General features: G+C 55.1%; 13 protein-coding genes, 1 other RNA gene and 4 pseudogenes. 9 read left to right on the top strand and 9 right to left on the bottom strand.

Features of this window, described 5'->3' with window-relative positions:
* The 6 genes and pseudogenes from ACRER8_RS18615 to ACRER8_RS18590 all read left to right on the top strand — a co-directional run.
* Positions 1-302 (top strand): annotated as a pseudogene (locus ACRER8_RS18615) (site-specific integrase); the annotation flags it as partial.
* A 93-nt stretch (positions 303-395) separates the two neighbouring features.
* Positions 396-580 (top strand): annotated as a pseudogene (locus tag ACRER8_RS18610) (LysR family transcriptional regulator); the annotation flags it as partial.
* A gap of 79 nt (positions 581-659) precedes the next feature.
* Positions 660-1,560, top strand: a pseudogene (locus ACRER8_RS18605) (bifunctional 5,10-methylenetetrahydrofolate dehydrogenase/5,10-methenyltetrahydrofolate cyclohydrolase).
* 564 nt (positions 1,561-2,124) lie between these two features.
* Positions 2,125-2,421 (top strand): ArsR/SmtB family transcription factor, encoded by a 297-nt coding sequence (locus ACRER8_RS18600; protein ID WP_099168544.1) that lies wholly within the window; start codon positions 2,125-2,127, stop codon positions 2,419-2,421.
* A 55-nt stretch (positions 2,422-2,476) separates the two neighbouring features.
* Positions 2,477-2,647, top strand: a pseudogene (locus ACRER8_RS18595) (NAD(P)-dependent alcohol dehydrogenase); the annotation flags it as partial.
* A gap of 61 nt (positions 2,648-2,708) precedes the next feature.
* Positions 2,709-3,689, top strand: coding sequence for an IS5-like element ISPre1 family transposase (locus ACRER8_RS18590; RefSeq protein WP_021703206.1), 981 nt, complete (start codon positions 2,709-2,711; stop codon positions 3,687-3,689).
* Positions 3,690-3,824: 135 nt separating this feature from the next.
* Here ACRER8_RS18590 and ACRER8_RS18585 read toward each other — a convergent pair whose 3' ends face one another.
* From ACRER8_RS18585 to ACRER8_RS18555, 7 genes are all read right to left on the bottom strand, one after another.
* On the bottom strand, positions 3,825-3,992 hold the full coding sequence (locus ACRER8_RS18585; protein ID WP_431747677.1) for a hypothetical protein: 168 nt from the start codon (positions 3,990-3,992) through the stop codon (positions 3,825-3,827).
* A gap of 57 nt (positions 3,993-4,049) precedes the next feature.
* A complete protein-coding gene (locus ACRER8_RS18580; protein ID WP_431747676.1) occupies positions 4,050-4,259 on the bottom strand; it encodes a hypothetical protein in 210 nt (69 codons plus the stop codon).
* A 13-nt stretch (positions 4,260-4,272) separates the two neighbouring features.
* Positions 4,273-4,770: a RadC family protein gene (gene radC, locus ACRER8_RS18575; RefSeq protein WP_431747675.1), complete on the bottom strand. Its 498-nt coding sequence runs from the start codon at positions 4,768-4,770 to the stop codon at positions 4,273-4,275.
* On the bottom strand, positions 4,742-5,692 hold the full coding sequence (locus ACRER8_RS18570) for a hydrolase or metal-binding protein (protein ID WP_431747674.1): 951 nt from the start codon (positions 5,690-5,692) through the stop codon (positions 4,742-4,744). The genes radC and ACRER8_RS18570 overlap by 29 nt, the downstream gene beginning before the upstream one ends.
* Before the next feature lie 89 nt (positions 5,693-5,781).
* A complete protein-coding gene (locus tag ACRER8_RS18565) occupies positions 5,782-6,786 on the bottom strand; it encodes a YqaJ viral recombinase family protein (protein WP_431747673.1) in 1,005 nt (334 codons plus the stop codon).
* Positions 6,787-6,864: 78 nt separating this feature from the next.
* Entirely contained in the window at positions 6,865-7,833 is a 969-nt protein-coding gene (locus tag ACRER8_RS18560) for a DUF932 domain-containing protein (protein ID WP_310169767.1), read from the bottom strand.
* Positions 7,834-7,929: 96 nt separating this feature from the next.
* Positions 7,930-8,202, bottom strand: a complete 273-nt coding sequence (locus ACRER8_RS18555) for a hypothetical protein (protein ID WP_177333578.1) — start codon at positions 8,200-8,202, stop codon at positions 7,930-7,932.
* 222 nt (positions 8,203-8,424) lie between these two features.
* Here ACRER8_RS18555 and ACRER8_RS18550 point away from each other — a divergent pair, with 222 nt between their 5' ends.
* The 3 genes from ACRER8_RS18550 to ACRER8_RS18540 all read left to right on the top strand — a co-directional run bounded on the left by ACRER8_RS18550 (position 8,425) and on the right by ACRER8_RS18540 (position 12,399).
* A complete protein-coding gene (locus ACRER8_RS18550; protein ID WP_431747672.1) occupies positions 8,425-10,104 on the top strand; it encodes an AAA family ATPase in 1,680 nt (559 codons plus the stop codon).
* Positions 10,105-10,158: 54 nt separating this feature from the next.
* Positions 10,159-11,378, top strand: a protein-coding gene (locus tag ACRER8_RS18545) for an IS3 family transposase (RefSeq protein ID WP_197884037.1) whose coding sequence is annotated in 2 segments (ribosomal slippage) — positions 10,159-10,504 and positions 10,504-11,378 — 1,221 coding nt in all. Because the reading frame shifts where the segments join, the coding sequence is not laid out codon by codon here.
* 10 nt (positions 11,379-11,388) lie between these two features.
* A complete protein-coding gene (locus ACRER8_RS18540) occupies positions 11,389-12,399 on the top strand; it encodes an AAA family ATPase (protein ID WP_431747671.1) in 1,011 nt (336 codons plus the stop codon).
* Between the two features lie 138 nt (positions 12,400-12,537).
* On the opposite strand, the gene ACRER8_RS18535 is transcribed toward ACRER8_RS18540, so the two are convergent.
* A complete protein-coding gene (locus ACRER8_RS18535; protein ID WP_431747670.1) occupies positions 12,538-13,794 on the bottom strand; it encodes an integrase domain-containing protein in 1,257 nt (418 codons plus the stop codon).
* A 184-nt stretch (positions 13,795-13,978) separates the two neighbouring features.
* Positions 13,979-14,370: a transfer-messenger RNA gene (gene ssrA / locus ACRER8_RS18530) on the bottom strand.
* Between the last annotated feature and the right edge of the window lie 104 nt (positions 14,371-14,474).

Below are 14,474 nucleotides of genomic sequence, written 5' to 3'. Positions count from 1 at the left end.
TTGCCGACGGCCAAAACGGCGACTGGACGCCGCATGACCTGCGCCGTACGGGCGCGACCATGATGCAGGCTTTGGGTGTCAGCCTGGACGTCATCGATCGCTGCCAAAACCATGTGCTGGCCGGCTCTCGGGTGAGACGCCATTACTTGCACCACGACTATGCCGCCGAGAAGAAAAACGCCTGGAACCTGTTGGGCGACCGACTCAGTGCTGTTTTGTCCTCAACCTACGAGCAACCACCGACCGAGTCGATGATTTCTTTTCCAGCGTACGCCGCAACTGGATCCCTACCGCCGTCATAAGTAGACAGATTTAGTACTGCGTAGTCATAGCGTCGTAAAGATCGCCAAGCGTTTTCTTCAGGTCGATTCCGGCCCGACTTGAGGGGTAGAAATCCACCGGGGTGCTCGATCAGTACGCTGCGCAATAACACCGATACCCCAGCCCAAGATCTTCAGGATAGTGCGATCAACCCGCAGTCGGATTGCTGCCTCACCTTCAAGCGGATTTTTTTCCACAACGCCTGTTTCACCATCGCTACGTCTGCCTGTGCCGCAAGAGCCATCCTGCCACCCTGGAGTAGTTGACGCTGGAGCGCTTTTTCAGCTATGACCATGTTCATGTTGTCGCGGCGAATAACCGCTAATGGGTAGGACGAAATGACCACTACACAACCTTTGGAAAACGCGCCCAACGCAGAGGCCTCCATAATCGATGGAAAGGCGGTTGCCGAAATCTTGCGCAAGAATGTTGCCGTCGGTGAAGCGCGGCAGAGCCCCCGGGCTGGCTGTCGTACTAGTCGGGAGCGATCCTGCCAGCCAAGTTTACGTGAAGACCAAAATGAAGAAGGCGCTTGAGTCCGGCATTGACTCTTTCCCTCATCTGCTCGAAAGCGATACGTCCGAAGCAGACCTGCTCAGGCTAATCGACAAGCTGAACAATGACCGCTATGTGCATGGGATATTGGTGCAGCTTCCGCTGCCCGCCCACATCGATGAATCGAAGGTTATCGCGGCCATAAATCCCGCCAAGGATGTCGACGGTTTCCATCCGATCAATGTGGGTCTGCTGGGCCAGGGGAAAGCCAAACTGATTCCCTGCACTCCTCTGGGATGCCTGATGATGTTGAAGGATCAAATCGGTGACCTTAGCGGCAAAAAAGCGGTAATTGTCGGCAGGCCCAACATCGTCCGAAAGCCAATGGCGAATTTGCTCTTACAGGAAAACTGCACAGTCACGATTGTGCATTCCCGAACGCGAGATCTCATCGCTGAATGTCGTCAGGCCGACATCCTGGTGGTAGCGATTGGACGGGCGGAATTTATTGATGCAAGGGCGATCAAGCCGGGTGCAGTGGTCATTGACGTTGGCATCAACAGGGTCGAGAAAAACGGAGTTTCGGTTTTAGTCGGTGATGTCGATTTCGACTCTGCCAAGGACATCGCGGCGGCCATGACTCCAGTTCCTGGCGGCGTTGGTCCTATGACCGTTGCTTGTTTGATGAGAAATACTCTGACAGCTGCAGAGGCGATTGAGAGTAATACTGCTGCACAGTTTTGATCACGGGCAGATCACCGCCAACAAGGCTCAGCCGAACACAAAACTTGCTCAGTTACTGACCATTGCATTGCACACCCTGTATTCCGTAGTGTTCGGGCCAATATCCACAGGTGTATCCCCGTTTTTTGTGGATAGCTTTGAGGCGAATATGAACACTCCTAAGAAACGCAGAGCAGAACTACCGATACACGGAGAGTTTCCGTCGGCGTTATGTGGACAAGCTGATGGATAAGCTGTCGATGATTCGTAACCGAGGAACTCCTCAGATACACAAAGTGCCAAAGCGCGAGGTCGACAGATTGGAAAGCCTCGGAATTTTGGAGTTGTAAAAACTTACGTCGGGAGGTCTGTTCTAACGGGCTGGTTTGGAGCCTGCCTTCTAACTCACCTCGATTTGCGTTAAGACGATGACAACACGCCGAGCGGGGTAGTCCAAGCAGTCATTCAATGCGTCTATAAACGTAGGGTCGATTCAGCTGGATGCGTTTTTTTGATTTCAAACCCTTCCGAAGGGTAATAGATTACTTATTGAGCATTTCGTAAAAAAGCGTAACATTCCCAACCATGATACTCGAACAGCTCAAAGCCTTGGGCAATGACACTCGCATGCTAATGATGGAGTGGCTCAAAGACCCACTCAGTAATTTCCCACCTCAGGATCACGGCGATCCTGCGATAGGAGTGTGCGTAACCCACTTGCAGCACAAGGCCGGGCTTTCACCTTCTACCGCGTCTGCACATTTAGCTATCTTGCAACGTGCAGGCTTCGTGCTAACCACCCGTATCGGTAAGTGGACTTACTACCGGCGCAATGAGCAGGCTATTGATGACTTTGCGGCTAGGCTGATCATCGAATTGTAATTTTTAAATTTTCATTTCGTTATTTCGCGTAATTAGAAAACATAAGGAAACCCCTATGAGCAGCAAAACTATCTTCGTCCAACCCGGTGGCGGCTATGAAAAGGTTTTGGTTGGCAGCAGCGAAGTCCGAGCCGCAGCGCGTGGCGAAATCACCGTACGCCTCCACGCCAACTCGCTCAACTACCACGACTTCGCGGTGGTCAGCGGTATGTGGGGCCCTAGGGAAACTCTGAAGAAGACTTCCAGATTTTGGCAAAATACCCGGATTCCACCCGCTGAGTTTCCCCATGAAGCAGATGACCTTCGCTGACGCCGAGTACGCCGGTAAGCGCAAACAAACCCGCAAAGAGTTGTTCCTGATCGAGATGGATCGGGTGGTGCCGTGGAAGGGTTTGATTGCCTTGATCGAGCCGCATTATCCCAAGGGTGAAGGCGGTCGTCCGGCCTATCCGCTGATGGCGATGCTGCGCGTGCACCTGATGCAAAACTGGTTCGGTTACAGCGATCCAGCGATGGAAGAGGCGCTGTACGAGACCACCATCCTGCGCCAGTTCGCGGGGCTGAGCTTGGAGCGTATCCCCGATGAAACCACCATCCTCAACTTCCGTCGTTTGCTGGAGAAGCACGAACTAGCCGCCGGCATCTTGGCTGTCATCAATGGCTATCTGGGCGACCGAGGGCTGTCGCTGCGCCAAGGCACGATCGTCGATGCCACGCTGATCAATGCGCCGAGTTCGACCAAGAACAAGGACGGTAAGCGCGACCCGGAAATGCATCAGACCAAGAAGGGTAACCAGTACTACTTCGGCATGAAGGCGCACATCGGTGTCGATGATGAGTCGGGCTTGGTGCACAGCGTGGTGGGCACGGCGGCCAACGTGGCCGATGTCACCCAGGTCGATAAGCTGCTGCACGGCGATGAGAACATGGTCGGTGCCGACGCGGGTTACACCGGCGTCGAGAAACGCCCTGAACATGAAGGCCGGGAGGTCATCTGGCAGATCGCCGCCCGCCGTAGTACTTACAAGAAGCTTGATAAGCGCAGTGCTTTGTACAAAGCCAAGCGCAAGATTGAGAAGGCCAAGGCTCAGGTACGAGCCAAGGTCGAGCATCCGTTCCGGGTGATCAAGCGCCAGTTCGGTTATGTGAAGGTGCGCTTCCGTGGTCTGGCGAAGAACACGGCGCAACTGGTGACGCTGTTCGCGCTGTCGAACCTGTGGATGGCGCGCCGACATTTACTGGCGAATGCAGGAGAGGTGCGCCTGTAATGTGGGAAATGGCTGCCGCGAGGTGCTCGCGGCGGCTAAAAACACAGAAATAAGCGGGTGATCTGAGCGTTTTTGATCGATTTGCCGCTTTTAAAATCGGCAGGGGCTGAAGTCAGCCAGAAATACACAACTACTTCAGACCATCCTTAGCGCGCTGAGAAGTGCGGACTGGCCGATCCTTTCATGCGGACGTTGAGCGCCCTCGATTGCGCCATTGAGCAACCCGATCAGCACGGTCAGTCTTTTGGCGGCGTCACGCGTCAGCACGGCGCTGGAGTCGCAGATCAGACACTGTCTGTTCATCGTTATGTTTCCTATTGAGTTGAGGCGCTAGTGCATGCCTGAGGCTCACAAGTAGGGTTATTTCGGTGCTGCCGTGGTGGCGTCTGCCGCTGCTGATTTGGATGCCAATGCCTTCAAGAGACGGCAGAACATCCAACACGCCAGCAGTACTGCGATCAGCAGTGGCGGAAACCGCACCATCAGAAACACCAGCAGTAGGATGGCCAAGCAGCCTGCAAGAATGCCGGTGAACATGAGCATGGCCGCAAACATGCGTAGTAGCTTCATCTTCGTGTTCTCCTCATAGATAGCCCTGCTCCGCCAGCGATACGCAGCTCTCGTGACCTACCACGATATGATCCAGCGTTCGCACCCCAACCAGGTTCAAGGCCTCCTGTAGTTTGTGGGTCAGGGTGAGGTCTGCTTGGCTAGGTTCTGGATCACCGGAAGGGTGGTTGTGTACCAATACAGTTGCTGCAGCGTTGTGCTCTAGGGCGGTCTTGACGACCTCGCGGGGATAGACGGTGGCACCGTCCAACGTGCCCCTGAACAGTTCGTGAAAGACGATTACTCGGTGCCGGTTATCAAGTAGGAGCAAGGCGAATACCTCATGCTCGTAATCGCCCAGCAGCGCTTGCAGGTGGCTGAACACGTCCTTCGGCGAAGTTAATGCCCGTCCTCGGCGCAGACGTAGGTTTGCCAATTGCCGGGCCATTAGCAGAATGTCGGTTTCACTGACTGGTGACTCGATTTGGTAGGTACCAGTAGATTCACTGGCCTTCAGCTTGTGTAGGCGCATGTGGGGTTCCTTGATGGTTATCTGTCGATGGGGTGTGGCGCTTGGCTTGCGTGTCCAGCTTCTCGAATAGGCTGGCTTTCGTAGAGCGCGGGGAAATACTTGTGGTTGAACATGGAATTTCTTCGGTGGGGTAAAACTCTTCAATCACTGCACCGGCGTCTTCTTCGTTGTCCTCAAAGGCACCATTGCTAAAGCCACGTTGCGCGGCTTCATCTAGGGCTGTCTGATCAAAGCCAGCCGCCTGTCGTTGCGCATCCAGCTCATTCGCAGATTGCAGTGCCTCGGCCATGTCCATACCGCTGCGCACTGTGAGATCGACGTAGAAGATCGGCGCTCCATGGCTTTGCCGCGTTGACTTGCCCCGTAGACGCAACTCCAGCGGCAGGCAGGCCAATCGATTACCGGAAATAGCTTTGAAGTACTGCAGGCGAGCCGCTAGGGTGCGGATGCTGTTGAAACCGGTGGTACGAAACACGAAGCTGCCTAGCGGATCATCATCCCCAATCAGCACATTCAGTCGGCCATAGGGCTTACATGCGCCGCCTTTAGCCAATGGACAAGCATCCGGTGAAGGACATGGCAACGACTGCATACCGTCCTGCGTAACCCGCTTGCAGTTCTCACCGTTGCCGATACACAACGGCCTGCCAGACTGCCGGTCGAACAGGGTGTAGTCGGCCCGGAAATTCAGTTCCGGTTCGTTGAACAATAGGCGTACAGGAATGCTGCGCAGCTTGTCTTCCTTACTCTGGCGCAGTTCGTCGTTGAGTGGGTGTAGCAGCCAGCCATCCCTGCTTTGCACCTGGGACGTGATGGTGAACTGATCATCTTTCTCCGGCAGGCGTTTGCCGTTTTTCTCGATGACTTTGCCGATGGAGATGCGTCCGAGCAAAGGGGGCGTCAGGGTTAAGCCTTTCAACATGATGGTTCTCCTGGAAATGAAAAAAAGGCCTGCCACACAGCGCAAACTGCGTTGACCGGCCAAGGGGAGGGAAGTAAGGAATAGCGGAATCAGTTGATCAGGAAGCGGCGACTGCCTTCCTTGGCTTTGGCGTAGCGAATCTGCAGGTAAGGTTTCTCTTTCAGTAGGCGTTCGACATCGAGCACGGTGCTGCCCTTGGATTTCTTCCAGCTGATATATCCGCTGGAAAACTCCGCTCGGGTGGCCTCGCCCATGGCTTGCTGCAGCAGCTGCTTGAGTTGGGCCTCGCGCGTTTCTTTCTCGCCGATGGATTGGCGCACGGCCTTGAGCTCTAAGTAGGCCTCCGCCAATCCTGCATGGCCGCTGAAGTCGACGGTCTGACCGTTGTCCTCCGGGTACAAGCAGCGTAAAGCCAGTTCAGCCGAGGCTGATCCGTCAGCAGGTGGTGGTGTATCGGTTTCCACGTACTGCCAGAACCTGCGCTCCAGTTCGATCAGACGAGCAATCATCTGCTCGTCCCGTTCAATGCGGTGGATCTCCAGCGTTTGCCCGCCGAGCAATACCGCTATATCCGCAGCCTGCTTACCAGTGACGGCGAGCTGATGCATGACTTGTAATTGCACATACTCAGGAACACCGTCCTTCCAGAGACGTGCGCCGTTTATGCCGGCGGTCTTGCATTCGAGAATCTGCACATCGTCGGTACCGATCACCTCGCGATCGATGTTGGCCAGCATCCAAGGCAGCTCAGGATCAGGGTGTTGCAGCACCGCGTTTATACGCCGCACCTTGTTGGTGGTGCGCTTGCTGTAGTGCCACGCCACGATGGGCTCCAGCACGTTCCCCCAGTACATCGGGCTTTCTTCATCATGCGGGTCGGCTTTCGGCAATGTGGTGTCGCGCCCCGTTTTCTCCAGCCACAGTTCTAGCTGTGATTTATATGGATTGAGGCCAACGGCCGCGCCTGCATCCGAACTACCGATGCCCTGCTTACGCACGACCAGCCAATCTTCACGCGGTAATTCCTTGGTACTGATTAGGCGCAGCGCGGGGCGTGGCTTGTCGGTGCTGCGGTTCAATGAAGTGGCTTTCATAACTTTCACCTTGGGGAAATTGAAACGCCCGATCAGCAATCAGGCTGATCGGGCGTTATGGGGTGAGTATGTGGGCGGTCAAGCGACCAGTTGCAGGGCGGTTTCCAGGGCACGTTGTTTGATCTGCGCGCCCTGGCCGAACCAGGCTGAGTCCATGCGGTACTCGTTGCTGCGTGCCCGCCGTTCGTGGTCGACAAACTCGGTCACGGAGTTGAGCAGGCCCCAGGCGGTGCCGCGTGCCGAGTCGAGCTGACTGCCCCGACCACGACCTTCGTACAGCTCCTGAACCTTGCGCAGAGCGCGTTCGTTGGGCAGTACCTCCGGCAGTGCGCCGGTTGGACTGGTCTCGCATAGCACGTTCATAAAGAAACCCAACGCCTCATGCCACTGCACCTTGCGCTCAGACAAGGCCCGCATGCGGTACATAAACTCATCCCACTGCGAGACGGCGATGCCGAGCTGTTTCTTCACCACCGTTGAATCAAAGCGGGTGTTGTGTGGCACCTTAATTGCGCGGCTGGTGCCGTCCAAGGCGATGGTCAGGGTGTTGTTGCATACCACGCGCACTGTGGTCGGGGTTGCCGTGGTGGCCAAGGTGCCGTCGCAGGACGTGGCCAGCAGCAGGTAGCCGTTGACCTGGTCATTACCCTTTATCGCTGCGCCCTGACCGGTACGCGCCAGTGCCCAGAACTTACGGCCGCCCTTGAGTACGCCAGCGGTTTCCAGCTCGTAGCCAGAGACCTCAGTCAGATCGCGGTAGAACTCCAACACTTCCCGAGGCTGCACGGTGTGATAGCGCTGGGAAACCACCGACAGCGGTGCCTTGGTGTCCGAACGGAAGAGTACCTTCTGCTCGGGGAAGGAATGGATCGCGCCCAGGTGGCCGACGGTCTCTGACTTGAAGAGTACGTGGCTTTCCTGGATCGCCCAATCCATGCCGGCTTCGCGTTGCCAAACTTCGATGGGTTGCTTCTGAGTGAGCTGATTGCCCAGGCCATGCCAGGGAGTTGCGCCAGCGTAGGCCATAGTTTCGACGAGATGAGCCATGGTTGAAATTCCTTTGGGTGCAGGCCGGCATAAAGCGCCGCGCCCAGCGCAGCACCGTCCGGACGATATGGATAGAAAAGGTGTGGCCCTGCCAGATCAAGCCGGCAGGTTAAAACGGTGACCGCAGAGCAAGCAGAGGTTGTGGGCCAGGACGTGGCGATCAAGCGACTCACCCAGTTGGGCGCCGAGAGCACAACCGCCGACACCGCCGGCCAACCCGCCGAGGATGGCACCCGATACCGAACCGAGTGTGATACCGACAGGCCCAGCAATAGCACCAATAAGCGCACCAGCCTGGCCGCCAGCCAGCGCAGCGCTGACGCCACGCGCAGCACCGCCAACGGTGCCGATGGCCGCGCCGATTTTCATAGCGTGATGGAAAGAAGCGACTTTGGGGGAATGACAGCGAGGACACTGCAATGACATGAATCGAAGCTCCGTGGTGGGGATGTCATGGCAATGATGTAGGTCTGAGATAATTTTGAATCGAATGGCTGTTTGGTTGGATACTCAGTTGTAGGAAAGACCCATTTCAGCGTCACCGCACGACCCCGTCCGCGGAGTCGAATTATCAACATACGTAGATGTGACATGACCAAAACCCTATCCGAGTTCAAACGTTTCCTAGCGAAAGCCGGTCCTAACTTGACCGCTAAAGAAAAGCAGCTTGCCAATTTGATGCTGGATCGTTTCTCGGATGTCGAGGATTCCTCGTCGGCAGGAGGGAAACGCGGGAAAGTTTTGGCGAAAATGATTGTTGAGAACGGGGACGCTGCGTCTCCGGAACTCAAGATCGAAACCGAAGCGGCGAACACTGGCAAGGATGGAATAGTTCGACTGTCCAAATTGACCGTCGAGCATTTCCGGGGCTTTTCTGACGAGCATACTTTCGAGTTTAAGAACCCCTACACTTTCGTGTACGGTCCGAACGGGACGGGGAAGTCAAGCCTGTGTGAGGCTCTCGAGTATGGCCTGCTCGGATCGATCCACGAAGCCGAATCCAAGCGAATCCCTGTTGCCGAGTATGTTAAGAACGCTGTATCGAAGAAGCCGGGGAAACTTCAACTTTTCGGAGACACAGCCAACGCTAAGGCCGTGAGTGTAGAGGCGGACTCGAATCGTTACGAATTCTGTTTCATCGAGAAGAACCGGATCGACGGGTTCGCTCGGGTGGCGGCGAATACGCCAGCTGCCCAGCAGGCTAGGCTGGCAGCGTTATTCGGTCTTGAGGAGTTCAACGCTTTCGCTACGCAGTTCAACGAAAGTATCGAGGGATATTTGGATTGTGTCGGCAAGAAAGGGAGTGAGTTCGCCGAGCTAGCGAAGGGAATTGCCGGTCATCAGGAAATCCTCAAGGGATTGTCAGCAAAGGAAAAGGACGCCGAAACGCGCTTCGCCGCGATGCTTGCTAAATTCCCGGAATGCAAAACCGACGCGGACATCAAAGTCCAATTGTCTGGCCAGGACGGAAATGGCGGAAAACTGAAGGCGAACAACACCGAGATCGGTCGACTACAGAATTTAAAGTCTGTGGAGAATCCGGGAATTGATGTTCTATTCGGCGATGTCCAGGGCTTGCTCGGGCTACTTGACGAAAGAGCGGAGGCCACCGCGCACCTGAGCCAATATAAAGACCAGCTTTCCCTTCGAGATCTCTACGCCGCCATTCTCAAAAACCGGGAGCAATTCGGGAACGCTTGCCCCGCCTGCGCTTCGGAACTCTACGTGGATGGGCAGCTCGTCGTTCCGGTGGATCCCTATGGCCATGCGGCGGAAAAGCTTACCCAATTTGACGACGCACTGAAGAAGGAGGCACGTATTGCTGAAATATTGGAAGCTTTCAAACAGGGCTGGGAGGGATTGCAAGCGCGATTAGGCAAGCTTCAAGTGACGGCCGTCGCCATTGACTACGAGCGAAAGAGCCATGTTGAGGAGCTATGCGCAGAGGGCTCTAGAGCCAAGGAATTGGAGACCGTCCAAGAATTTCTCATCGATGTGGTGGCGGCGCAAGAGCTCATGCAGGAATTGGAAGCAGCGATCACGCTCCACAACCAAGCAGTAACCGAATCAAAAGTTGCCATCAAGAAACTCGATGATGAAAACGCGTCCATCGCCAAGGACCTCGAAGAGATCGTCTCCATCTCGACGATCCGTAACGCAAATACCAAGAGTGAGAATGATGCGCAACAGGCGATAGCCAAATTCAACACCGATAACGAGACCCTCATCAAAGAAGTTGAGGCTGAAGTCCCGGGTGAACGAGCCCCATGAAAGACAGGACACCGTTCCCCCCTTAAGATAAGGGATAGGCAAACGGGTATGTTTATGACTAACAGCAACGATAAGGGTGGCGAGCTGCTCGGCCAGGAACGCCGACGCCGCTGGAGCACCGACCAAAAGCTGGCCATGGTTCGCGAGAGTCTTGAACCGGGGCAAAGCGTATCCGTGGTGGCCCGGCGCAACGGTATCAACGCCAACCAGCTGTTCCTGTGGCGCAAGCTGTACCAGGACGGAAGCTTGTCGGCGGTCAGTGCTGGCGAGGCCGTGGTACCGGCGTCGGAACTGAGCGATGCGCTCAAGCAGATCCGAGAGTTACAGCGAATGCTGGGCAAGAAAACGATGGAGGCCGAAGTCCTCAAAGAGGCCGTGGAGATCGCCCGGTCGCGAAAATGGATTGCGCACTCACCCTTGTTGCCGGGGGACGACCAGTGAAACTGGTCAGCGAATGTCTCGGTGTGTCGCGCTCGCAATTAACGGTTCGGATCAAGCAATCGGTATCGCCCAAAGTACGGCGACGTCGGCTCGTGAACGATACGGAGTTGGTCGCCGAGATCAAGGAGCAGGTCAGCGAGTTACCAAGCTATGGCTACCGCCGTGTTTGGGGGTTGCTGCGCCGCGAGCGTGAAGTTCAGTCACTGGCTCCGATCAATGTGAAGCGGGTTTACCGCGTCATGCGCGATCACAATCTGCTGCTAGAACGCCGCATCAAGCAGCCTGGCGTTCAGCGCCGGCATGAAGGCCGAATTGCCGTTACTACCAGCGATACGCGCTGGTGCTCGGACGGCTTCGAATTTCGCTGCGACGACGGTGCGAAGTTGAGCGTGACTTTTGCCCTGGACTGCTGTGACCGCGAAGCCATAGGCTGGGTCGCCAGCCCGACGGGCTACAGCGGTGACGACATCCGAGACTTGATGTTGGAAAGCGTGGAGAAGCGATTTGGGGATCAACTACCGAGCACGCCGGTGCAGTGGTTGAGCGATAACGGCTCGGCTTATATCGCCGAGCAGACGCGTCTGTTTGCTCGCCAGATCGGCTTGCAGCCGGTGACCACACCGGTACGCAGCCCGCAAAGTAACGGCATGGCAGAGAGCTTTGTGAAGACGATCAAGCGTGATTACGTGGCGCACATGCCCAAACCGAATCGAGAAACCGCGCTGCGCAATCTGACGATTGCCTTCGAGCATTACAACGAGCAGCATCCGCACAGCGCCTTGAAATATCGGTCGCCGAGAGAGTTTAGGCGTTTGGCAGCAGCATCAATTTAACGGGGAGTTGGTGTCCGGTCTGGTAGGGGCAAGTCCACCGGGGGTCACGAGGAACCGCGACTACTGCATCGCATACGCTACGTTCCGCAAGAAGCTCCTGGATTACAACTCGTCACTTCCACTTTCCCTTGCGAAAGATCTGAATGAGAAAACGCTCCGGTTCTACAACGAGATTAACAAGAACGACCACCTTTCCGACAAGCTGAAATCCCTGACATTGCCCACGGGAGCTGGCGGGAAAATTTTGATCGAGTTTGAAACTGGCGGAGAGTGTGACGCGCTCCAAGTCCTGAGCGAGGGCCACATCCGTTGTTTGGGATTGGCAATCCTGTTGGCGAAAATGACACGTGACGATTTGCCGTTCCTCATTTTCGATGACGTGGTGAACTCCATCGACGACGAACATCGGGGCGCGATCATCGATCTCATCCTTAATCCGGAAGAGATTGGCAAGCGTCAGCTCGTAATCACGACTCACGGAGAAGACTTCGTAAAGCGTCTCGAGAACGCCGTGCCGATGAATGCGTACAAAGAAACGGTAACCCGCATAGATTTCCTACAGCCGTTATTAGCGAAAAAAATTACCGTGAAACTTGACTCGCCACGACATTACCTCACGGTCGCCTCGAAAAGTTTCGAAGAGGGGAGGACGCGGGATTCGCTGAGCTACATCCGAAAGTCATTCGAGGAGCTGCTCAATCGGCTTTGGAAGAAGATCGCGAGCAAGGATCTTTCCGCCCAGATCAGCGTGGGAATGAGGGGGCCTGGTTTGCCCGACCTCATGAGTTTGGCGACTGGATTGAACAAATTCTTGGAAAGGAAGGACGTGACGGTTTTCCAAGACGTTCTGCCACATCTTGCCGAGATTCTGGGGCAGGGAGAAAAGAACAGGATCGAGTGGAACTACCTGAACAAGGGGACACACGAAGAGGATCAAGAGGAAGAGTTTGATGCTGCGGTGGTAAAGCATATGCTCGATACCGTGATCAAGCTCGACGGAGCGCTCACGCCGAAAGCCTAAGGTGAAGGAATCGGGCGAAATCCGTCCCGACGCGTCGGCGGAATCGAGCGTCGGGACGGTGCGGGTAGGTGATGACTAGCCTAAACCGCCTTTGGCAAGGTTGTATCCAAAAATCCGTCAGGGGATATAGCCAGTTGTTTATCGTATTGAAACGACTTTCTTATCTCGATTTTCCGTGATTGCTGACACTGACAGGTTGCCGGTAGAAGCTTCCTGGATGTGCTCGCTCCACCAAGCCATCATCGGTCGTCTGCGCTCGATGTATTCCGCTCGGTTGTAAGCGCTTCGCACTTCGTTGTTGTCCACGTGGGCGAGCGCTACTTCAATCAACTCAGGATCCCAACCGTGTTCGTTTAGAATAGTGCTAGCCATTGAGCGCATGCCATGGCTTACCAACCGACCTTCGAAGCCCATGCGCTTTAGCGCCATGTTAGCGGTCTGGCTGTTGCAATGGGTTCGAGGGTCACGGTCTGCAGGAAAAACATACTCTCTGTGTCCGCTGTAGGGTTTGATTGCCTCCAGCAGTGCCAGTGCTTGATCTGTGAGCGGCACGATATGTATACGACGCTTCTTCATGCGCTCAGCAGGAATCGTCCAAATCTTCTTCTCTAAGTCGATGTCCTCCCAGCGAGTGGTGGCTGCCTCTGCTGGGCGGGTCATGGTGTTGAGCTGCCATTCGATAAGGCAGCGAGTGGTCCTTTTTATGCTGGCATTGGCAATTGCCACCATGAGTTCTTTCAGCTCATCGGGAGCAAGTGCCGCCATATTCTTCTTTTTCGGCTTCTTGAAGACGGATCGAATCCCACTAAGCGGGTTTGCGTGAATCAGTCCCGAGTTGACTCCGTAGGTCATGATTTCGTTGAGTCGCTGTGATAGCCGTTTAACTGTTTCAAGACTGCCTTTGGTTTCGAGTGGCCGAAGCAGGTTGATGACTTGTGGTGCGCTGATGGCAGAGATCGGTGTGGTGCCCAAATCCGGGAAAACGTGCAACGTCAACGAGCGCCAGATGTCCTCCGCATAAGCTGGTGTCACTGCATCCTTCTTCAGTTCATACCAGGACGTCGCAACATTCTGAAATGTGTGCTCAGTTTCAGCTTGCTTTGCTTGCAGCTCTACATCTCGTTGCTCTTTAGGATCGAGGCCTTGGGCAAGTACTTCCCTTGCTGCAATGGAACCCTTTCGTGCCTGCGCCAACGAGACTTCAGGGAAGGTACCTAAGCCCATGTTGATCCGCTTCTTCGTCACGGGGTGTCGATAATTGAAGTTCCATAGCTTAGAGCCATTGCTTCTCACTCGCATTTGAAGGCCGCCACCGTCAAACAGGACGTAGTCCTTCTCAGAAGGCTTGGCAGATTTAATTTTGAGCTCAGAGAGGCGAGTAGCTTGTGCGCACATTGGCATTCCAGGATGGGATTTGGCATTCCAAAAATTAGCACTTATGGGCTTGGAATGCCATTTGGAATGCCATAAAGCGTGGCTGCTCTTGGACGTCCGTGGACGCTGATGGCGCTGAAAGCCCCGTATTTACTGGATTTCAGGCACAAAAAAAGACGTCCGTGGACGTCTTTAGATGATGAAATGGTGGAGCCGGGGGGATTTGAACCCCCGTCCGCCAGTACTCCGCTTTCGGGCCTACATGCTTAGCCGTGTCTATTAAGTTAACCCTCAGCGACCCGACGGGCAGGGTGCTTTGGGCGAGCTGTGTAAGTTTTAGCCGATTCGTCCACAGCGTACTGCACGGCGATCCTGTTCTGTATGACAATCATTTCGGGTTTACAGGCATCCCCTGATGATTGCTGGAGCCGAAGCTACCAGAAGGAAGGCTAGCGCCGCTTACGCAGCGAGAGCTTGTTCCCCGTAGGTTTCGTCATTGGCAACTATAGAAAGTTGCAACAGTGGATTTACGACTTCTGTTACCAAGTCGGCATGCCCCTAGAGTTTCATCACCGGCGTCGAATCCTAATCGGCCCCAATTCTGCTGCTCTAGCAGTCAGGCCGCGGAGTGTACCCGAATCAACGGGATACGTCGACCTTCAGCATTGCTGCAGATTGGCGGGTCGGCTCAAGGCCGACCC

The organism is Pseudomonas sp. (assembly GCF_050739935.1).
Taxonomy (GTDB): Bacteria; Pseudomonadota; Gammaproteobacteria; order Pseudomonadales; family Pseudomonadaceae; genus Aquipseudomonas.
This window is presented reverse-complemented; position numbering and strand designations above follow the sequence as displayed.